We start from the raw sequence: 22,177 nt of genomic DNA, 5'->3' as shown, positions 1-22,177 counted from the left end.
CTCTAGCCTTCAATGCGGCCTTTTTCAGGCATGATTTCTACAATAACCCACGTTCTTACCTTTTTTTGCAACCTTAAGGTTCTATCATCAACCCAATCTTGATCACCTCGTTTACCTTCAATTTTCACCACCACAGTTACGTCATCAGTAAAGCGTCTAAAAAAATCGATATCAATATCACTCACACTGAGTGTGACATTGTTCATCGACAATCCAAGTACATGGCGCTGAACTTGAGAAGCAATGTGGTAACTCATGATCACTTGTTTAATATCATCAGTAACAAATCCGCTTGCTTTGGTCACATCTTTGTCGATGTATATGGCCTGAAAAAATCCAAGAGAAACTTGCTCAGGTGTTAATGATATTTGACCTTTCTCTTTCATGGGCTCACAGGCACTGAGTAGGAAAAAGCTAAATATTAGCAAGAGGCGAGACAGGTTTACTTGTAATGTCATGAGTGAATAGTATGGTCCAGAAGGTTATGGTGTTAATAGTATTACGGTTAATTGCAGCCATGACAATATAATTGATGATAAATGCTTGGTTTTAAAGCGCAATGAAACCCTGTGAGGCATATTTCGATGAGCAAATTGAGTAGACATTTCTATATGGGTCAATAACCTAAAATGAGTATGCTTTATCTGTATCAAAGAATGTTATCCACAAATTCTGTGGACAAGTGTGTTAGTGAAATTGAATGTTTAATCTAAGTATCTGTTTAAATGTGTCTTTTAATGCTGGCTAAAAAATAACACCCTGTTTTTTGTGTACAAAATATAATCAATTTTATCGGCAAAAAATGCACAGAAGTAACTCAAATGTTGTACTTTACTATTAAAGCTATTTATTAGCCTGTTGATAGACAATTGCATCTCTAAATAGTAAAAGCGCTAACCTTGGTTAGCGCTTTTACTATTTCAATACACGTTAAGTTAGTCAATGCAGTGAATTAAGCTTCACTTTGATCTGCTTGAATTGCAGTGAGTGCAATTGTGTAGACAATATCATCGACTAATGCACCACGAGATAAGTCATTTACCGGCTTACGCATACCTTGAAGCATAGGACCGATACTGATTAAGTCGGCACTACGTTGTACAGCTTTGTAGGTTGTATTACCTGTATTGAGATCAGGGAATACAAATACTGTCGCTTTACCTGCAACTGGGCTATTTGGCGCTTTAGAACGAGCTACATTTGGCATCACAGCAGCGTCATATTGCAGTGGACCATCTATTACCAAGTCAGGGCGTTTCTCTTTGGCGATGCGGGTGGCTTCACGTACCTTGTCAACATCAGAACCGGTACCTGATGTACCCGTTGAGTAACTGATCATCGCTACTTTGGGTTCGATACCAAACGCTGCAGCTGACTCTGCTGACTGAATGGCGATATCAGCAAGTTGTTCGGCATTCGGGTCTGGATTGATAGCACAGTCACCATAAACCAACACTTGATCCGGCATTAACATGAAGAAAATCGATGAAACTAAGCTTGAGTTCGGCGCAGTTTTGATCAGCTGTAATGGAGGGCGGATGGTATTTGCCGTGGTATTCACCGCACCAGATACTATGCCGTCAACTTCATCTTCAGCTAACATCATGGTACCCAGTACCATGTTATCTTCAAGCTGCTCTTTAGCAACAACTTCTGTTAGTCCTTTGTGGCGACGCAAGTCTAGCATTGGTTCAATATAACGTTCACGCGCAGCAATTGGATCAATGATTTCAATGCCATCGCCTAGGGTAATTTCTTGTTGCGCAGCAATACGGAATATTTCTTCACGGTTACCTAGAAGCACACACTTAGCTATTCCACGTTCTGCACAAATAGAAGCTGCTTTGATAGTACGAGGCTCTTCACCTTCAGGTAGTACAATTTTCTTGGCTGCTGCACGTGCAAGCTCTGTGAGTTTGTATCTAAATGCTGGTGGTGATAATAAGTGGTCGCGCGGTGAGTTTTGGGTGAAGGTTTCAATCCAATTGTGGTCAATGTGGCTTGCAACAAACTCTTGCACACTTTCAACGCGTACAGCATCGTCTACCGGGACTTCATGGTCAAAACGCTGGATGTTTAACGAGGTTTGCCATGTATTTGAATCAATTAAGAATACGGGTAAACCTGTTTCAAATGCTTGCTCACATAATGCCATAACTTCTGGTTCAGGCTCATAACCACCTGTGAGCAGTAGGGCACCAATTTTAACACCATTCATAGCAGCCAAGCAGGCGGAAACAATCACATCTGAACGATCGCCTGAGGTGACTAATAATGAATCGGCTTTAATATGAGCAACCATATTATGGATACTACGAGCGCAGAAGGTAACACGGCGCATGCGGCGAATATTCATTTCGCCAGCATTAATTATTTTGGCATTTAAATGCTTAGCTAAATCAGATGCTCGTGGTGAAATTAAGTCCACATTAAATGGCACACTACCTAAAATTCGCAGCGGGCTTTTGCCTGGTAGTTGGAACATACTTGATGTTTCAACTTGAGGTGCTTTGTTATCAAATACCTCTGATAAGTCAGGGCGAGCACGGCCTTCATCATCGACAGGTGCACCAATTTTGTTGATGATAGCACCCATAATACGAGAGTTTTTCGAGCCGCCCCAGCTATTTGAAGCGATCTCTAATCGGTTCATTAGTGTGGTTGGCGAATCATTACCTGGTGTCGCAATAAAAATAATATCAGCATCAAGCGCTTTAGCGATTTCATAGTTAATATCATCAGCAAACGGGTGACTGCGTGTTGGCACTAGACCTTCAATGACAATCGTTTCTGATTCTTCTGTTGATTCAGCAACACGTGCAATGATTTTCTCTAGTAAGACATCTGTTTGCTCTGAGCGAATAAGGTTTTGCGCCTCATCCATGCCAAAAGGCTCAAGTGGATTAACCGTTGGAGATTTACTTAAAATGGTTGTCGAGCGCTCAGGGCCGTTATCGCCTTGGCGAATTTGAGCGATTGGCTTAAAAAAGCGAACCTTTACACCTTTATGCTCTAATGCACGCACCATACCTAAACTCAATGAAGTTAGGCCGACACTGATGCCAATCGGGATTAACATGATATTTCGAGACATAATGTCCTCTACTTGTCTATGTAGTTAAATTGTTTAGATAATTTTATAGTGCAGCAATTAACTTGATTGAGTCTTCAGCGATAACCCATTCTTCATTGGTTGGGATCACCATTGCTACAGTACTGTCATCGGTTGTGATAATGCCTTCATTGCCAAAGCGTGCCGCTTTGTTTTTATCTGCATCAACTGAGAAATTGAAAATTGACAGTAAGTTCAATACTTTCTCGCGGATCACATCAGAGTTTTCACCAATACCGCCAGTGAAAATAACAGCATCAATTCGGCCCAGTGGCACAGAGTAAGAAGCGATATATTTGGCAAGGCGATAGCAGAATATTTCTAGTGCTAAAGTGGCGCCTTTATGTCCATCTTGATAGCCTTCTTCAATACCACGACAGTCATTTGTCAGTTCAGAAATACCCAGCAGACCACTTTGCTTGTTTAGCACATTATTGACTTCATCAAGGGTATAGCCAACTTGATTAACAAGGTGGAAGATGATTGAAGGGTCTAAATCACCACAGCGAGTGCCCATCACCAAACCTTCAAGTGGGGTTAAGCCCATTGATGTATCAACACTCTTACCGCCTTTTACTGCGGTGACTGATGCACCATTACCTAAATGGGCAACAATAACATTGGTCTCGTTGACTGGTTTATTTAATACTTTTGCAGCTTCACGGCTGACGAATAAATGGCTGGTACCGTGCATACCATAGCGACGAATACCATGTTCACGATATAGCTTATAAGGCAGTGCGTAAATATAGGCTTTTTCTGGCATACTTTGGTGGAATGCAGTGTCAAAAACCGCAACCTGAGGTAGCGCAGGGAATGAAGCCATTGCCGCACGAATACCAATTAAATGCGCAGGGTTATGCAATGGAGCTAATGAAGCACAATCTTCAATACCTTTGATTACATCTTCATTGATGATCATTGAGCGAGTGAACTTTTCACCACCATGTACAATACGGTGACCAATGGCTTTAATTTGTGCAGCAAGCTCAGGATGTGCAGCTAGAATGCTATTTACGATAAACTCAACTGCTTCACGGTGTGCAGTGAATGCACCTAATTGAGCACTGTGCTTTTCACCGTTACTTTTCCATTTGATGCGTGAATCTTCTAGACCAAAACATTCTGCTAGACCTGAAATATGTTCATCGCCACTTGCTGCATCAATAACAGCGAATTTTAAAGATGAACTGCCACAATTAAGAACGAGTACTAATTTATCTGACATGTTAACGCCTTTTTAATAACAAAATTGTATAAGTTTGTGCTTAAGTTGCTAAACCGCTCACGACTAGTAATTAGTGTAGAAGTAAACGATTAAAATCTGTGTTAATAACCAACAAATACGCGGCAATAATTTGGGGCTAGATTAGCTGTTATGCTAGTCTAAGCTTATCCCTATAGGTATTGGCGGTGTTGTTTTGTTTGTTAATGTGTATTCTCTGCTCACCGAAGGCCGCCGTTATATGAAAATTTGGCCGATGGTGAAGCAACTTGGCTATTATTTTCCTGAGTACCGCGTGATACGTGCGACTCAGATTGCGATGTACGCTATGCCTGTCTTAGCGTTGATAACCGTGGTAACGCAAACATTAATACTGGGCTGGACATTCCTGCCTCAGGCCATTGCCACGGGTTTATTTTTTATCAGCTTACCTATCCAAGGTTTTATTTGGTTAGGTTGGCGCGCTAAACACCCGTTACCCCTAACACTATTTGATTGGAGCAACCAACTCAGTCATAAATTGACTGAAATGGGCATTAATTGTCAGCCTCTTACTGCAAACGCTAGTTATATTGATATGGCATATATTTTAAAGCTGGCTTTTGAACGTTTAGATAAAAGCTATTGGGAAGAGCTTTAAGCTAAACTAATTGGTAAATGCCTGTTAGTACATTAGTACACTGCATTAATACCGCGCTCAGTAAATATGGCTTTAATTTTGTCCATCACTTCTGTTGATGGTGGTTTCACGTCTTTTAAACTGTATTCTTCGCCATAGTTAGCCCATTTGTGTTCACCTAACTGGTGATAGGGCAGTAACTCAACTTTTTCGATGTTACCCATAGGTTTGATAAACTCAGCGAGTTCTATTGCGCTTTGCTCATCTTGGGTGAAACCATCGACAACTACATAGCGAATCCAGGTTTTCTGACCTCGATTAGCAAGATATTGGGCAAATTGTAGAGTGCGTTGATTACTGACTTTTGTTAAATCAATGTGTTTCTGATCGTCCATTTGTTTGATATCTAGTAATACCAAATCTGTATGGTTGAGCAGTTCATCAATCACAGCTTCATATTTGCGAACAAATCCATTGGTATCTAAGCAGGTATGAATGCCACTGGCTTTACAGGCTTTAAAAAGATCCGCAACAAAATTAGCTTGTAAAATGGCCTCGCCACCACTCGCTGTAACACCACCGCCACTTGATTCAAGAAACGGCTTATATGACAGCACTTGTTGCATAAGATCATCAACACTAACTTGTTTACCACCATCTAAATCCCAGGTGTCACGGTTATGACAATATTGGCAACGCATCAAACAACCTTGCATGAATACAATGTATCTAATCCCAGGCCCATCAACAGTGCCAAATGATTCGATTGAATGAATGCGACCTAATGTCATGTAACGTCCTTAAATAATACTTATTATATAGATAATGAAAAGGCTGTACCGATATTTCGATACAGCCTTATGTTACCTACTTATAAGCCTTTAGTGAAAGTACGTGTAATCACATCTTTCTGCTGTTCAGGTGTTAATGCGTTGAATCGAACCGCATAACCTGAAACACGGATGGTCAATTGCGGATACTTTTCAGGGTTCACAATCGCATCTTCTAGCATTTCACGATTCATCACGTTCACGTTTAAGTGTTGTCCACCTTCACGACCTTCGTTACTCATGAAGTAGCCGTCCATCAATGAGGCGAGGTTAGCACAGCGACCATTCTCATCTTTACCCAACGCGTTTGGCACGATAGAGAAAGTATAAGAAATACCATCTTGTGCGTGTGCAAATGGTAGCTTAGCAACAGATGTGAGTGATGCAATTGCACCGCTTTCATCACGGCCATGCATTGGGTTAGCGCCTGGTGCAAATGGTGCGCCTGATTCACGACCATCAGGAGTATTACCCGTTTTCTTACCATAAACTACATTTGAAGTAATAGTCAGGATAGATTGGGTCGGAATGGCGTTACGGTACATTTTCTTGTTACGAATTTTAGCCATGAAGCGTTCAACAAGATCACATGCAATGTCATCTACGCGGGCATCATTATTACCAAATTTCGGGTACTCACCTTCAATATCGAAGTCAACTGCGACGCCATCTTCGTCACGAATAGGCTTAACCTTGGCAAATTTAATCGCAGATAAAGAGTCAGCTGCAATAGATAAACCCGCAATACCACAAGCCATTGTACGACGTACATCTCTGTCATGCAGCGCCATTAATGCTGATTCATATGAATACTTGTCATGCATATAGTGGATAGCATTGAGTGAAGATACGTATTGTGTCGCTAACCAATCCATTAACGTGTCTAAGCGACCCATGACATCGTCAAAATCAAGCACGTCAGCAGTGATCATGTCTGATTTAGGCGCAATTTGTTTCTTTAGCTTTTCATCAATACCGCCGTTAATAGCGTAAAGCATGGTTTTAGCTAAGTTGGCGCGAGCACCGAAGAACTGCATGTGTTTACCCACAATCATTGGGCTTACACAACACGCAATTGCATAGTCGTCTGATTCGAAATCAGGACGCATTAAATCATCATTTTCGTACTGGATTGAGCTCGTGTCGATAGACACTTTGGCACAGTAGTTTTTAAAGCCTTGCGGTAATTGATTAGACCACAATACTGTAATGTTTGGCTCAGGGCTTGGGCCCATGTTGTATAAGGTATGTAAGAAACGGAAGCTAGACTTTGTGACTAATGTGCGGCCGTCTAATCCCATACCCGCTACTGATTCAGTTGCCCAAATTGGGTCGCCAGAGAATAGCTCATCGTATTCTGGGGTACGTAAGAAGCGAACCATACGCAATTTCATTACGAAGTGGTCAACCATCTCTTGTGCTTGTGTTTCAGTAATCACGCCTGCTTTGATATCACGTTCAATAAAGATATCTAAGAAGCTAGATGTACGACCTAATGACATTGCTGCGCCATTTTGGCTTTTTACTGCAGCAAGGTAGCCAAAGTAAGTCCATTGAATCGCTTCTTGTGCATTGGTTGCTGGCCCTGAAATATCAAAACCATAAGATGCAGCCATCTGTTTCATTTGGCCTAGTGCACGGTGTTGCTCAGCAATTTCTTCACGTAGCTGGATGACACCTGATAAGTCTTCACCATTTTCGAAGTCAGCTTGAAGTGAGCCAAATTGTGCGTACTTATCTTGCATTAAGTAATCGATACCGTATAACGCGATACGGCGGTAATCACCAATAATACGGCCACGGCCATATGCATCAGGTAAACCTGTTAATACGCCAGATTTACGACAAGCCATAATTTCTGGGGTATACACATCGAACACACCTTGGTTGTGTGTTTTGCGTAGCTCTGAATAAGTATATTTGATAGCTGGATCTAGTTCACGGTCGTATGCTTTACATGAACCTTCAACCATACGAATACCACCGTTTGGTAGCATGGCGCGTTTAAGTGGTGCGTCTGTTTGTAGACCTACGATTGTTTCAAGTTGCTTATTGATGTAACCGGCATCATGAGAAGTGATAGTCGATACTTTATCAGTATCAAAATCTACTGGTGCGTGAGTAGTATTTTCTTGTTTGATACCTTCCATCACTTTATCCCATAGGGTTGTGGTGGCTGGCGTAGCTTCAGCTAGAAAAGATTCATCACCTTCATACGGGGTATAGTTTTGTTGGATAAAGTCGCGAACGTTGACTTCTGATTTCCAATCACCTGGGGTGAATCCTTCCCAAGCTTTGATAAATTGTTCAGTTTTTTCGGTCATTTCACTACTACCTTTTATTTAATAATAAGGAGATGGTTTATCACACCAGCGACGACTGACGATGCTGCTGATAATCCAGTAATCTTTATTCAGTGACACTCTATGGCTAAGTCTCATAGGAGCATCACTGTTTAATCAGCCAATGCCGATTATGAATTCTGTTTCTCGCATCAAATTCATTATGTACTCTAATAATGAATATAATTGGTAAGACCAATTAACCATAAAGATATTAGCATAAGATGCCGGTGTTTCTTAGTACTATCGAGGCTTTTAAACGTTTATTTATAAAAAATGTTATCAAGGTAACACTTTTATTTTAACACTTTCATGTTGGCATAGATAAATAACCTAGTTAAATGCACTACAAACTTTGTATTGGAGATCTATAAAATAGTACACAAAGCCTGAATTGCTTAGTGAAACAATTATCTCTGTTGATTTAAAAGGGGGAAATTAGCGATTGTATAGATGTGAGGGCAGTTCATCTGAAGCGTTGGTGACAGTGTTAGTCACCAACGCAAGCAAGAGGAGATTTTAACTAGAGTAAAGCGGGTATGCCTTGGATCATACCAACAGCTAACATCGCCATTAAACAAATGAGGAAAGCAAGACCTGGAATAACCATTCGATCAGCAAAACTCAATGTTTTTGGTCTGTCTTTATCGCCAATTAAACCATTGTTATCTAACAGCATTGTCAGTGCCCAAGCTAATACTGGGTTTGCTACAAAAGCAGCAAAGATACAAATACCAGCAGCTTGACTGTTTTGAGTGTCTTTAACCATCTGCATACCCGCTTCAAGTAGCGGCAAAAATACACCTACAAGTAGTGCAATTGACATAACTGGTCGCCACACCGTTACATCCATTGGATAACCGGCAATTGCCACAATAATACAGAGTAATCCAAGTAATATAGCGCCTGCTGGAATAGGGCGCTTAGCGATGGCGGCTGGGATCATATAAGTGCCCCACGAAGAAGTGATATTACCACCACCAACAGCTGTACCTACCATCTGGCGAATTGAGCAGTTAGTCATGGTATCGTCAACATCCATTAATACTTTTTCACTGCCCTTAGGGTAATTTAATTCTTGGAAGATACGATGACCTAAAAAGTCAGGTGACCACATAGCAACAGCGAGAATCGCAAAAGGTAATGATGCAATAAAGTGCTGAACATTAGGCAAACCAAGCTGCCAACCAGTTTCGGTTGATCCCCACCAATGAACGGGGTTTAGATTAGGCAAACCAGGTTCGGTCACAAAGGTTAAATCTAGACCTGCACCCAACGCAAATGCAAGTACAATCGCAGTAATGGAGCATAACGGGATGGCTAACCATCGCTTAGCAATTTTAGCTAAATAGGCGTATAGAATGACATTTACAAGCAGAATAATAAAGGCGACGTAGCCTAAACTATAGTCAAGCTGATGTTTAGATTGTAACCCGCCAGCCCAGTCAAATAATGAACCTATTTGACTCTTAGCTCCCATAAATCCAAGGAAAACTAACAGACCGCCAGCCACGCCACTGGAAGTTAAATTGACTAGCCGAGAACCGCCTTTTACGTAACTGAGCATTAAACCAAAAATACCCAATAAAATGGCTAATGCCAATGGGTGAGCACCTGCTAAGGCAATGGCACCAATTAACGGGATCATCGGTCCATGGTTACCGGCTAAATTTGCTCTTGGGTTAATAAAGCCAGAGCCGATGATGCAAAAAAGTAATGCTGGAATGAGCATTTCAACACGGACCACTTCGATGGCAAAAGACGCATCTAAATTGACGTGGTCCCAACGTTCACTTAGTCCTGATGCCCATGCAGCCATTACAGCAGAATACATGACTGTGATGCCTATTGTACCAGCAATCGCGGGTACCAAGTCTTCCCATTCAAATCTGAAATCTCTACCTGGTAAATTAAGTCCCCAACGTTTGGGTTTCATGATTTTTAATTCGTTGTCTAAATAGGCTTCTCGAGTTTCAAATTCAGAAGCTGGTCGATGAAGCGCTTGGTATGACTGGTCATGGCCAGATTCATCTTGCTGAGTTGAATCCGAGCGCGGGCTAGTATCTGACATAAAATAAATTCTCCGAAAAGAACATGCTCATCAATAAGTTGATGAAAAGTAATAGCACAATTACTGGTATTGTGCCTGCATTTAGAACTGCGTTGTTATTGTTTGTAATGAATGATGTTGACTGTTTACATAGTATTCATTTGCAATATTCAATCAAAATCAATTGGTCTTACCAATTTACCCTTGAATATTATCATATGGATTTAACACTCGCATCTGCTATCAGTAAAGGTGATATAGGCGATCGAAATATTTGGGATCTTGATAGCATAAAATTATACATTTTATGCATTCAATTAACATCGGGCATGCATATTGCTTGTGATATACCTATCATTCAAGCATATCAAGCCGTTAAGTGCAGGCGGCAAGATTGTTATTTTCATTGTTAAAAGTTAAGTGATTGATTTTCATCGGTTAATCTAGCTTTATTAATATTTGGCTAGCTATGGAGCATTACTTTGGTGCATGTGTTTGATTGTTGGTTATGTGTAACAACGTGCTTGATTGGACTATAGGTTGAGTTAGCTTAAGCGTAAATGGCGCTTTTTTAACAGTTTACATTTTAACTTACAATTATTGTGTAAATTTGTTGTAGCACTTTCATATCAAAGTGGTATTTGTAAGGTGTTGTTTTTATTCATTATGTTTTCATCTATGTCATTTGTGTATGGCGTACACCTTACTTATGTTAATCAGTTAATTTGATACTTACACTAACAAGTATCAATTATACTTCATCCCTAACTCCAGTTATTTTATCAATAAGGTAAACATACACCGCTTGTGGAGCACGCTTGGCTAAATCTCAATGTGATGAGTTAACAGTAAATTTCAAGGTGGAGGGATCACTATGAACGCCCTTCATCAAGTGAAAAGTGAAGCTGCTGATGAATATATACGTAGTAACAGTGTAACGCGTACGAATGAATCTTTGTGTCGTAAAGCACAAAACTTTGGCCACAGTAAAGCGTTAAAGTCACCTGTCGAATCATTCGGTTTAGCGGTGTTTGCTGGCATGTTTATCGCAATGGCATTTGTATTTTATGTGACAGTCACGACGGGCTCGACAATGGATTGGGGCATATCCAGATTCATTGGTGGATTAGCTTTTAGCTTAGGCTTAATACTGGTTGTAATTTGTGGTGGTGAACTATTTACCAGTACCGTACTGAGTACTATTGCGTGGGCAGAGAAAAAACTGTCTTCAACGGCATTATTAGCGTGTTGGTCTAGGGTTTACATCGGCAATTTTATCGGTGCCTTATTTATGCTTTTACTCGTGTTTGGCGCAAAGATGTACATGCTCAACAATGGCTTATGGGGGGCGAACTTATTGGCGCTTGCCGATCACAAATTACACCATGATTGGATGCAAGCATTCGTACTCGGCATTTTATGTAACATGATGGTATGTCTAGGTATTTGGATGACATTAAGCAGTAAAGATACCTTAACTAAAGCTTTATTAGTGATGTTACCGGTTGCCATGTTTGTGAGCAGTGGGTTTGAACACAGTATCGCAAATTTGTTTCTAGTGCCTTTAGCAATAGTTATACAACACTTTGCACCTGAGTCATTTTTCGAGGTGGCTGGCATTACAGTTGAGCAATATGCCGGTTTAACAGCTTCAAATTTTATCTTTAATAATTTAATTCCGGTGACGTTAGGCAATATTGTTGGCGGAGGCGTTGTGGTTGCCTTAGGATATTTAATGATTGAGCGCCATGGTAAACATCAAGATAAGGCAATGAGTCACAAAAACCACATCGGACAAGCTAATGTACACCTAGCTTACCCTGAAGAGGGGTCACCAAGCACAACAGAAATACCAACAGAAAGTAACCAAATTGCTTCTACAGTCGTAATTCCTTTAAAACCTTTATTTTCATCACGTACCATAACGGAGAGTCAACTTATGCCTCATTCAATTATCAGTAAAAATGTTAGTGAGTTGATGGATACACAGCCATTGACTTTATCGCCTGCTATGACCGTACAGGCAGGGTTGAAGTGCTTGGTTGATAATAACAAACGTAGCGCACCTGTGATTGACGATAAGCAACATTTGGTTGGCTTTGTTACAGAGCAGGATTTAATGCGCAGTTTATGGTCGGATGAATTTTCAAGTCAGCAAATGCATTATGTACAGGATATTATGCAAAAACAGGTATTAACGGTATCTGGTGATGATAAAGTGGCTGATTTAGTTGAAATGATGGTGGTTGACCGTGAAAAGCTGTACCCGAGTACTCAAGCTGGTATTTATGCTGGGGCCAATTTTGCCAGCTATGATGAACGTTTAAGAATGTCACATGCTCGTAAACCAAGTTGCTTCCCAGTCGTCGATGCGGGTGTATTGAGAGGGGTGATATCACGTGAGGCCATTGCTGCAAAACTATCCTCTGTGATCAATTAATTGCAGTAAATACTGAGTTCAAGGGAGCATCTATTGCTCCCTTGTTTGTTTTCGGATTATCGTGAAGACATTGACAGCTGTTTGATTAAACGTTTTGCTTCATTCAGCACGCAATCTCTTAATGGGTTTTCGCCCATATCATGACGCCATATAAAACTTAAATGACGTTGTAAGTCTAAATCTGGCGTTGGTAATACCACCAATTTACCTTCGTTTACTTCTTGCTCAACGGCAAGATGTGGCAAGCAAGTCAGGTAGTTGCCATTTTGAACTAAGCTTTTTAGCAAGGTCACTTGCTCATATTCTTTCCAGACGTTGAGCTTTTCAATCTTGCCATGAATAGCACTTTCGAAAATATATCTTGTGCCTGCACCTTGTTCACGTAGCACCCATAATGCTTGTTCAAGCTGAGCCAAACTCACATAATTCAACTTAGCGAAAGGGTGGTTGGGTGTAGAAACAATCACTAAATGGTCATCAATCCATTTTTGCTCGTTCAAGCGGCGGTCATTGTTTCTGCCTTCGATAATCCCTAAATCAAATTCAAAATCAAGTACACCTTGAGCCACGTGATCGGTATTTTCTACACTTAACTGGATCCTAAGTTCAGGAAAATCACTATCAATATTGCTGATTAATTGAGGCATTAAGTATTCAGCAGCCGTTTGACTAGCACATATTTTTAAGTTGCCACTGATCAAGTGTTGTTGATGTAAACCAAATTCAATTTGTTCAGCATCTTGTAATAGCTTACGCGCTTTGGGCTTTAACCAACTGCCCCAATGGCTGAGGATGAGTCTATTGCCTTGTCGAATAAACAATGGTCGGTTGAGTAAGCTTTCTAATTGTGAAAGCGACATACTAACAGCAGATTGAGTCATAGACAGTTTTCTGGCAGCCGCACTGACACTTTCTAAACTCGCTACTGCATCAAATACAGCAATCTGTTTCAGTGAGAATTTCATTTCAACTATCTCCAAGGTGATATTTCAGATTTAATGGTTGAACACTCGTTAACGGCTGATCAGCTTACCCTAATAGTTCTCATAATTGAGACTTAGTTATTGAAAGTTATTTTGGGTGCTTTGTTAAGTAGTGCACTGATACACACCCTATACAATACTATTTTTAATCGATTAAGAAAGCTGTAACACACTGAAAATATTGTTTTAATGCGAGAATCGTCAACTAATACACTAATGTGTGAATTAGGTAGCTATTTATTGACCCCTATTGTTCTGTAAATACAATTCATTTCTGTTTTATCAGCTATCAACAAAGTAGAGTATTAAATCTATTTATTGTGGATCAACTTGTATTTTAATTAACCACTCCTACAATTAGTAATAGATTGAAAATTAATCACATAATGTAATTGGCTTTGGCTACAATCGTCCCACTAAATCACACCACTGTTGAGTCATGGCGTGTTGTCCATCAAATTGCAATCGAATTAAGGCCGACTGTACAGGTGATTTAAACTCTGAAATAAGCACTATTGGGTAACCAATCATATGAAAATTAAGATTATTTTTATGTGTCGACTGCGGCAATCATCGACCAAAAATCAATAACCATGAAGTTGGCTAAATTTTACCTTTGTTCAGTAAAAATAGTTTTAATCAGATGCATTCAGTTGATTGGCTGTTTATGCCTGTCTACGACTGTGTTTGCCCACTCAATAAGTCTTAGCCCACAAGAGCAACAATTCATTGAACAAAACCCCGTTATCCGCATAGCGAGTGGCGCAAGTTTTGAACCGTTTATTTTTCAAAACAATCAAGGACAGATAGTCGGTTTTGATCGAGATTTAGCCGATTTAATTGAACAGAGCACAGGACTTTCAATAGAGTTTGAATTGGGCGTTTGGGGTGATGTCCAAAATCGCACAGTGAATGGTGAATACCATGGTTTATCAAGTATGGTAAAAACCGCGCAAAGCCAAACTGTATTTAATTATAGCCAATCCTATATCAACTTAACGCCTGTGGTGATTGTAAACCGGCTCAATCATCGAAAAATTTATCAAGCCAGTGATGTGTTCAGAGCGAAAGCTGCTGTACAAAAAGATAATGCGGCATTTGAACGTTTAACACGCGAACTTGGTGACGTTGAAATCATTTATTTTGATGATAATTACCAAGTATTAAATGCAATCGTAAATAACAAAGTGGATTTAGCTGTATTGGATGAATCTATTTATTATCTTGCAGACAAAATGGGGATAAGTAAATTTATCACCACATCATTTATTATGGATCAACCTAGTCCATTGCACTTTGGTTTTTTAAAACAACATCAAGAGCTTGCTTCAATTTTTAACAAAGCACTGGCTTCAATTAATCCGTTTCGGTTAGAAGAACTGAAAAATCATTGGTTACGTGGTTTTGATACTGATGCCATTAAGTTTAGTCAGCAAGAGAAGCAGTACCTTTATCAAAAGCATTCATTTAACTATTGTATTGATCCAAACTGGTACCCTTTTGAAGCCAATGAAGATGGTGAACATGTGGGGATGAGCGCTGATATGTTTGACTATTTTCAGCAACAGCTAAAAATTCCATTTAACTTAGTGCAGACAAAAACGTGGAAAGAGTCACTCGAAGCGACCAAAAATCGTCGTTGTGATTGGTTGACTCTCGCCATGCGTACACCTGAAAGAGAAAAATATTTAAACTTCACTCAACCTTATCTATCAATTCCTCTAGTGATAGCCACGTTAAAACAAGCAGAGTTTATACAAGATTTTGAAAGCTTAGTGGGTAAAAAAGTGGGGCTGATTGATGGTTATGCTTTTATTGAGTTATTCCAGCAACGTTACCCTGATGTGGTTTTTATGCCTATCAAATCACTGTCTGATGGACTTGATTTAGTTGAACAAGGTCAGTTGTTTGGCTTCGCTGATTCTTTAGCCAATATTAGTCGGCGGATACAACTCGATGGACGAAATAGCATTAAGGTCTCGGGTCGATTTGATGAGAAGTTTGAATTGTCTGTTGCAGTGCCAGAGGATGATTTAATTCTGTTGGGCATATTCGAAAAGTTAGTGGCAAGTATTAGCCAAGTTCAGCATCAGACTATTCTTAATAAATATATGGCAGTCAATTATCAAAGTTATATTGATTACACCATGGTATATAAACTGATCGCGTTATTTTCAGTGATCATCATGATATTCATGTTTTGGAATCAACGCATCCATAACGAGAAACATTCATTGTCATTGTTGCTGTCACAATTAAAAGAAAAAGATCAAAAGCTAGAAGAGGCATACCATAAGCTTGAAGTGATTTCTTCAACAGATAAACTCACAGGTATTTTTAATCGCAGGCAATGTGACCAAGCTTTACGTGATGAAATTAATCGTAGTCAGCGCAGCAATGTGCTATTTGCTGTATTCATGCTGGATATTGATCACTTCAAACGTATTAATGATACTCATGGGCACCACGTTGGGGATATTTTCCTGAAGCAGTTTTGTCAATTAATAGGGAATAATATACGTGAAGTCGACTTCTTTGGCCGTTGGGGCGGCGAGGAGTTTTTACTCATTTTACCGGCAACTGGTGCAGAGCAAGCTGTTCAAAAGGCAGAGCAACTGCGTGTGTTAGTCAGTGAATTTCCATTCGATATTGTTGGTCAACAAACGACTTGTATCGGTATCTCAATTTATCGTACCGACGACGATGTGAATAGCTTACTGATAAGAGCCGACAAAGCGCTTTACTTCTCAAAAGAAAATGGACGAAATAAAGTTTCTCTATTACCCGATGAGTAGCTCTTTCGGCGACCTTAGTGAATCTAGATAATGTCTCGCGACTATTTATTGTAATCCTGGCAATTGAGTCTTCATTTTGTATAACCCCTTCGCTGTAGTAATCAATAAAGTTTGTCGATTGATGCCACCAAAAGCGACATTAGTGACATTAACTCCTAGACCGACTTCATGTAGCTGCTGTCCTTGTGAGTTGAATACATGGAGCTTACCTTGACTATGACTAGTCGCGTAAATGTTGCCAGCACAATCGATTGCCATACCATCTGGTGAATCAATATCTATGATGAACTCTTCAGCTGCAATGCTGCCATCTTTAGCCAATAGATAAGCAAAGATTTGATTGCCAGCATGACCCACATATAAGGTGTTTTGATCGGGCGATAGGGCAATGCCGTTGGGTTTAGTAAGCTTTGATGTCAATAATGTGGTTTCACCTTGATGATAGCGGTAAACGCCTGTGTAGGGTGTTTGTGCTACTCGCTTACCTAACTGCCAATCGGGATCGGTAAAATAGATTGTGCCATCAATATGTTTAACTAAATCATTGGGTGAATTAAACGCTTGTTGTTGAAAGTTTGTCGACAGTGGTGTGATGCTAGCTTGTTTTTTTGCTTTGTCATTGATTGATATTTGTGACAATGCACGGTTGCCATGGTCCATAACATACAGTGTGTTTTCATCTACGAGTAAGCCGTTACTGTATGAGCTGTGGTGAAATAAATTTATCCCACTATGCTCGGACCAAGTATATATTTTGGCCTCAGGTCCAGCCAATTGTGGCCCATTAAAATCCATTTCAGAGAAATAAAACACTTGCTGATTAGCCGACCAAGTAGGCCCTTCAAGAAACTTGAAATTGTCGCTTATTAACATTGGGACAGCATCGGTTGATAATGGAAGTTTACTCGCATCGCAATGAAGCTCATTTGCTATTGATTGCGGTGAAATTATTAAACTGACACCTAACAAAGCAGCGAACCGTGTTGATGAGGTAAACAAACCTTTACGCGAAGCAAATAAACTAGGCCACAATTCGCTCAATGTCAGATTAGCACACAGGCTTACGACGTTTTTATAAGTATGTGAGCTGTATTGTTTTACATCAAGAGTCGTGGTTAAGTGTGTGTTTGTGTGGAACATATCAGCAATCCGAGTCAATTGTATTGGCAATGTTTACCTTTCCATATCAAGATACTGAATACCAGCGATTAAGCTAAGATAGTGATGCAATATGAATAAAACTGATGCAAAGCCTTTTGAAATGCTCAGTGATGAACAAACTAGTGTTGTGAAAACGATTGAAGTGCATATCAGTAATGTGGATCTTGTGACGTGCAGTGATTGGATAAATCAGCAGATGTTAATGTTACGCTCAGATAGTAAAGCGCTGTCACAACAACGTTTCTTCCCTGATTATATACATAATGCAGGTCTTAACTCTGCTGATATCAAACACATTATTACTCAGTTTTATTGTCAATTTCCTGAGTTATCGCCTGAAGATACACTAGCGGTAACTGAGTATGTATTGGCACATGCTCAATATACTGAGCATCAGTTAATTGCGTTTGGTTTGATTAATAAGTATGTAAAACGCCATTATGATGATGGATTATTTTTTAGATTTGAATACTGGTTATGCAATTATGCTAACAATTGGGCTCATGTCGATGATTTATGTATAAAAACCACTTATCAGTTCTTTTTATCGCGTCCTCATTTCATTCCTAAAGTGAGTCGTTGGGCGCACTCTGACGTTAACTGGTGTCGTCGTGCTAGTAATGTCGCTTTGGTGAAGTTCATTAAACGAAAAATGGGTAAGTCGGTTTATTATCTTGATCCCAATTTGATACTTTCTCAGTGTCTTCAGCTTAGGGATGATTCAGATGAAATGGTACAAAAGTCCATAGGTTGGTTATTGAAAGTGACGTCAGTGCATCACCCACAAGCCGTGATAACCTATCTAACTGAGCAGCATCAATATATACCTAGAACGACTTTTAGGTACGCCATCGAAAAATTTGATACAGCAACAAAACAACAATTAATGGCGTTATAAATAGTTTGATAGTGATGTTTATCTGCAGTAGCAAGCTTATACCAAGCAATAGTAAATGGTACGCATAAAATAGCCCTGTATGCTGTGGAGTATTCAGGGCTATTGAATAGGTTAATTTACGTGATTGAAAGAACTAAAGAGCTTATTCAAACAACACAAATGACGATAAGGTTAGGTATGCTCATGCAGCATATCGACTAACTCATTTTCAGTCGTCGGCACGTCAGGTAGTTTGACATTAATTGGATCTGAGCCATTGAGCATGAAGGCTGTATCCGTAAGGTGGTCATGATGGAACCATCTACCATTCACACACACGTTGGTATAGCACCTAGTACATTTTTTAAGTTCCATGATTACTCCTTTCCAACAAATGACGATTCAACCCTAACCAAAATCTAAATGGCACAAGGTGATCTAGATCAATAAAGTTGAATGGAATTTGAACTAAAAGAATTTATCTGTAGGCTAATAGTGAGCTAGCACTTAATTTTATTGGATAAATAGTACAGGCAACTTAAAACGCGAATTTGCTTCCACTACCTTAACCAAGATGCGATTAAAGCGAGAGATTGTTTGCTCAATAGAAGATTTTCAATCCAATTTCAGATCGATAAAAGCAATAATATAACCATACTGCTTAGCAGTTAATTGCTTATTTTTATATTCCAGTGTGGCAAGTTCAAATGACCATGTTTTCCCAATAGGTGCAGGCTTAATTGTCATATCAATATTAAGTAAGCTTTCATCTATTACTTGGTAGCCTTTAGCCGTTGCTTGCTTAGCGCAATGGGCCAATACAAACTCAACCGCATATTTATCCACTTGTGGATCACCACTATATTGAGTATCACAAGCCGTCTTATGTATTCCTTGTTCGTCAATATATTCCAGCTTTCCAATGGTAGAACAACCACCTGTTAGCATGGATATCAATACATATATATTTAGTACCATAAATCTTTTCATTATTTTTCCTCTACTGCCTTAGTTCAAATCCATACGTTCATTGGCCTGATAAAAGTATCATGCCTGTAATGACAGAAACTGTAAGTTACCAATTTGTAACAATATTTTATGACGGGTAAACGCTGTGTTAGGCCATTGAGTTAATTGAACGGTTTTACAAAAGTTTCGCTAGAGGGTGAGATCAAGATCGCTAAATGAAAAATGGTTCATGTTAAAATCCGCAGCCTTTCAAATGAGAAGAATTCCTATTCAGATATATTAAGGTTAGCGATATGAAAAAGCTTCCAGTCAAAATGATCAGTGCAGCCATCGCGGCGGCATTGTCACCACAAGTTATTGCAGAAGAGCAAATTGACCAAGTATTGGCACAAGAAGAGATTGAAATTGTCAATAATTTCCATGAAGTGATTGTCATTTCTGGCTCACGCATGGAACAGACCTTGGATCAAATTGCTGGTTCTGTAGTGGTGATTGACGAAGAAGCGATTGCTAGAAATATGTCTACCGATTTTGCTAGCCTATTTAAGAACGAAGCCGCTGTCGATGTGAAAGGTGGTGCAGGTAAGCCCAGCTCTGTGACTATTCGTGGAATCGGTGGCAACCGAGTCATGATGGTAAAAGACGGCGTTCGTGTTAATAACCAATACGCATCACCACTTGGGCCTGGTGCAGAAGGCACAGGCCGTGGTTTAACCGAAGTGGAAGGTTTGAAGCAAGTTGAGGTGCTTAAAACTGCTGCATCAACCATGTACGGTTCTGATGCACTGGGTGGCGTGATGGTGATGACCACTAAAGATGCAGATGACTACCTTTCTGGTAAAGATTATCACTTCTCAGCTAACGCAGGTTATACCGGTATGAATGATGAGTATTCAGCTGGTTTCACAACTGCGTTTAGAAAAGGTAATTTTGACAACCTGATTAGTTTCCAACACCGAAGTGGTGAAGAGCAGCAAAACTATTACGACAGCCTGCCAGACACTGATCTTGAAACCAATAGTTTATTACTGAAAAGTAAATATCACTTTAATGATGATACTAACCTACAGTTGACAGTAGACTTCTTAGAGCAACAGTACTATCGCTGGGAAAATTACGCTGATAAAGACCAGTCTATTGATTATGACCGCACAACTCAGGCACTAAATACTTCATTACGTCTACGCTCAACTAAAGACCGTGGTATCCACGACAATGTTGATTTCGTGCTGTATTACGGAAAAACCGATCAAACAGAATATCGCGAATATTTTGATGGTACGAGCGGTTCTGACCGTGAGATAAATGAAAAACGCGACTATTCATTTGATGAGTATCGTGTCGGTTTTGCTTCTACCTTCAGCAAATCTTTATCTTTAACAGGCCATGACCATCAGATCATTTACGGTTTGGACATTGAAAAGTCTGAAATGAGTCGTCCACGAGAAAATCTCGTATTGGACAACGGCATTTGGGTGCCATCTGAGACAGATACATTTTCTTTTGCGGATACTGAGAGTTTAAGAGTTGGTGCGTTTATACAAGATGACATCACATTCTTAGATGACAAACTGAATGCGATTGTTGGTTTGCGTTATGACTACTTTAAAAATACCCCAGATCAACAACAAGCTGCAGACGCAGGTCGTGATCCTGCTGACTTTGAAGAAATGAGCGATGGCTTCTGGTCGCCTAAGCTTGGCTTGGTTTACCACATGACCAATAACGTTAATATATACGCGCAATATGCTTATGGTTACAAGATGCCAACGCCAGACCAAAAGTGGGGGGAGTTGGAAGTCAGAGATGGCACCATGCCTTTCCCGGTAATTATTCAAGCAAATTATGACCTTGAATCTGAGTCGAGCCACACTGTAGAAATGGGTGTTCGTGGTCACCATGGTGAGACCCAATATGAATTAACTGCTTTCTATACTCAAGCCAATGATTACATTGATTGGGAATTTGTTGGTTGTGATGGTCCATTAGGTTGTCTTGTTCCTCAGTCTTTAAACTACCGCTACACTAATTTAGATAAAGTGAAGTTGTATGGCGCAGAAGCGTCATTTACCCAGTGGTTTGGAGATTTCGAATTATGGGGCAACATTTCATATACCCATGGTGAAGATCATAATGGTGATTACTTAAACTCTGTGAGCCCATTAAAAGGGAGTTTAGGTGTTAATTACTACACTTATTTGGATAGTAAAGAGTTAGATTTTGGTTTGACGATGCGTTTTGCAGATCATATGGACCGTACCACTGACTTAGACATCTTCCCAGGTGGAGATATGTTTAATCAAGTCTATAACACCGCTGGTTATGCTGTATTTGATTTGACCGCTAATGTTAGGTTAAACGATAATTGGACATTAAGAACGGGAATTTTCAACTTATTTGATACTGAATACATTGAGTATGCAGATGTAGCGGGTCAGTCAAAGTTCTTGATGGAAACTATGGGTGTCAGTGAAGAAACCTATTCACAACCAGGCCGTTACTTTAATGTGAAAGTGTCGTACACCTTCTAATAGATAGAGCAGGCGTAGATGGCCATCTAACATTAAACCCATTAGTGCAAGCTGGTGGGTTTTTTATTGGTTAATAGCTACGTTTGTGCAAGTTATGCATCTCAGTTATCTCAAGCCGCAATAGCAGCGTTTTGCAACTTGAACAATGTGAAGCATGGCAAGCTATTGATTGCCATCACAAGATTAACTAAATCCCCTAGTCAAAGATATTTGTCGTACAAAAATTTGTTGTTAATCACAAAC

At 39.8% G+C, this 22,177-nt stretch carries 15 protein-coding genes; 5 read left to right on the top strand and 10 right to left on the bottom strand.

The genetic code is table 11. The features are described 5' to 3' along the window. Nucleotides 1–2 precede the first annotated feature (2 nt). The 3 genes from ACHUGF_RS06995 to ackA all read right to left on the bottom strand — a co-directional run bounded on the left by ACHUGF_RS06995 (nt 3) and on the right by ackA (nt 4,340). Nucleotides 3–386 (bottom strand): hypothetical protein, encoded by a 384-nt coding sequence (locus ACHUGF_RS06995; RefSeq protein ID WP_394130068.1) that lies wholly within the window; start codon nt 384–386, stop codon nt 3–5. A gap of 566 nt (nt 387–952) precedes the next feature. Further along, nucleotides 953–3,094 (bottom strand): phosphate acetyltransferase, encoded by a 2,142-nt coding sequence (pta, locus tag ACHUGF_RS06990; RefSeq protein ID WP_394130067.1) that lies wholly within the window; start codon nt 3,092–3,094, stop codon nt 953–955. Nucleotides 3,095–3,137: 43 nt separating this feature from the next. After that, entirely contained in the window at nt 3,138–4,340 is a 1,203-nt protein-coding gene (gene ackA, locus ACHUGF_RS06985; RefSeq protein ID WP_394130066.1) for an acetate kinase, read from the bottom strand. A gap of 193 nt (nt 4,341–4,533) precedes the next feature. On the opposite strand from ackA, the gene yfbV reads away from it, so the two are divergent. After that, nucleotides 4,534–4,977: a terminus macrodomain insulation protein YfbV gene (gene yfbV / locus ACHUGF_RS06980; protein ID WP_394130065.1), complete on the top strand. Its 444-nt coding sequence runs from the start codon at nt 4,534–4,536 to the stop codon at nt 4,975–4,977. Between the two features lie 32 nt (nt 4,978–5,009). Here yfbV and pflA read toward each other — a convergent pair whose 3' ends face one another. The 3 genes from pflA to ACHUGF_RS06965 all read right to left on the bottom strand — a co-directional run bounded on the left by pflA (nt 5,010) and on the right by ACHUGF_RS06965 (nt 10,199). Then, nucleotides 5,010–5,747, bottom strand: a complete 738-nt coding sequence (pflA, locus tag ACHUGF_RS06975; protein ID WP_394130064.1) for a pyruvate formate lyase 1-activating protein — start codon at nt 5,745–5,747, stop codon at nt 5,010–5,012. 80 nt (nt 5,748–5,827) lie between these two features. Then, on the bottom strand, nt 5,828–8,110 hold the full coding sequence (gene pflB, locus ACHUGF_RS06970; protein ID WP_394130063.1) for a formate C-acetyltransferase: 2,283 nt from the start codon (nt 8,108–8,110) through the stop codon (nt 5,828–5,830). A 541-nt stretch (nt 8,111–8,651) separates the two neighbouring features. Beyond that, a complete protein-coding gene (locus tag ACHUGF_RS06965; RefSeq protein ID WP_394130062.1) occupies nt 8,652–10,199 on the bottom strand; it encodes a DUF3360 family protein in 1,548 nt (515 codons plus the stop codon). Nucleotides 10,200–11,052: 853 nt separating this feature from the next. Between ACHUGF_RS06965 and focA the strand changes: the two genes are divergently transcribed. Further along, nucleotides 11,053–12,618 carry a formate transporter FocA gene (focA, locus tag ACHUGF_RS06960; protein WP_394130061.1) on the top strand — a complete coding sequence of 522 codons (1,566 nt, stop codon included), beginning with the start codon at nt 11,053–11,055 and terminating at the stop codon, nt 12,616–12,618. A 56-nt stretch (nt 12,619–12,674) separates the two neighbouring features. Here the strand turns inward: focA and ACHUGF_RS06955 are convergent, their stop codons facing one another. After that, nucleotides 12,675–13,583 (bottom strand): LysR substrate-binding domain-containing protein, encoded by a 909-nt coding sequence (locus ACHUGF_RS06955; RefSeq protein ID WP_394130060.1) that lies wholly within the window; start codon nt 13,581–13,583, stop codon nt 12,675–12,677. A 701-nt stretch (nt 13,584–14,284) separates the two neighbouring features. Between ACHUGF_RS06955 and ACHUGF_RS06950 the strand changes: the two genes are divergently transcribed. Continuing rightward, entirely contained in the window at nt 14,285–16,396 is a 2,112-nt protein-coding gene (locus ACHUGF_RS06950; RefSeq protein ID WP_394130059.1) for a transporter substrate-binding domain-containing diguanylate cyclase, read from the top strand. A gap of 45 nt (nt 16,397–16,441) precedes the next feature. Here the strand turns inward: ACHUGF_RS06950 and ACHUGF_RS06945 are convergent, their stop codons facing one another. Next, complete coding sequence (locus tag ACHUGF_RS06945) at nt 16,442–17,536, bottom strand: SMP-30/gluconolactonase/LRE family protein (RefSeq protein WP_394130058.1); 1,095 nt, start codon at nt 17,534–17,536, stop codon at nt 16,442–16,444. Between the two features lie 91 nt (nt 17,537–17,627). Here ACHUGF_RS06945 and ACHUGF_RS06940 point away from each other — a divergent pair, with 91 nt between their 5' ends. After that, nucleotides 17,628–18,455 (top strand): DNA alkylation repair protein, encoded by an 828-nt coding sequence (locus tag ACHUGF_RS06940; RefSeq protein WP_394130057.1) that lies wholly within the window; start codon nt 17,628–17,630, stop codon nt 18,453–18,455. A 171-nt stretch (nt 18,456–18,626) separates the two neighbouring features. Here ACHUGF_RS06940 and ACHUGF_RS06935 read toward each other — a convergent pair whose 3' ends face one another. Then, nucleotides 18,627–18,809, bottom strand: a complete 183-nt coding sequence (locus ACHUGF_RS06935; RefSeq protein WP_394130056.1) for a hypothetical protein — start codon at nt 18,807–18,809, stop codon at nt 18,627–18,629. A 240-nt stretch (nt 18,810–19,049) separates the two neighbouring features. Next, nucleotides 19,050–19,424 carry a hypothetical protein gene (locus tag ACHUGF_RS06930; RefSeq protein WP_394130055.1) on the bottom strand — a complete coding sequence of 125 codons (375 nt, stop codon included), beginning with the start codon at nt 19,422–19,424 and terminating at the stop codon, nt 19,050–19,052. A gap of 272 nt (nt 19,425–19,696) precedes the next feature. Between ACHUGF_RS06930 and ACHUGF_RS06925 the strand changes: the two genes are divergently transcribed. Then, nucleotides 19,697–21,934 (top strand): TonB-dependent hemoglobin/transferrin/lactoferrin family receptor, encoded by a 2,238-nt coding sequence (locus tag ACHUGF_RS06925; protein ID WP_394130054.1) that lies wholly within the window; start codon nt 19,697–19,699, stop codon nt 21,932–21,934. Nucleotides 21,935–22,177: the final 243 nt, after the last annotated feature.

It is taken from the genome of Shewanella maritima, assembly GCF_043643735.1.
GTDB classification, from domain to species: domain Bacteria; phylum Pseudomonadota; class Gammaproteobacteria; order Enterobacterales; family Shewanellaceae; genus Shewanella; species Shewanella maritima_A.
Note: the sequence above shows the minus strand (reverse complement) of the source record. Positions and strands in the feature narration are given on the sequence as shown.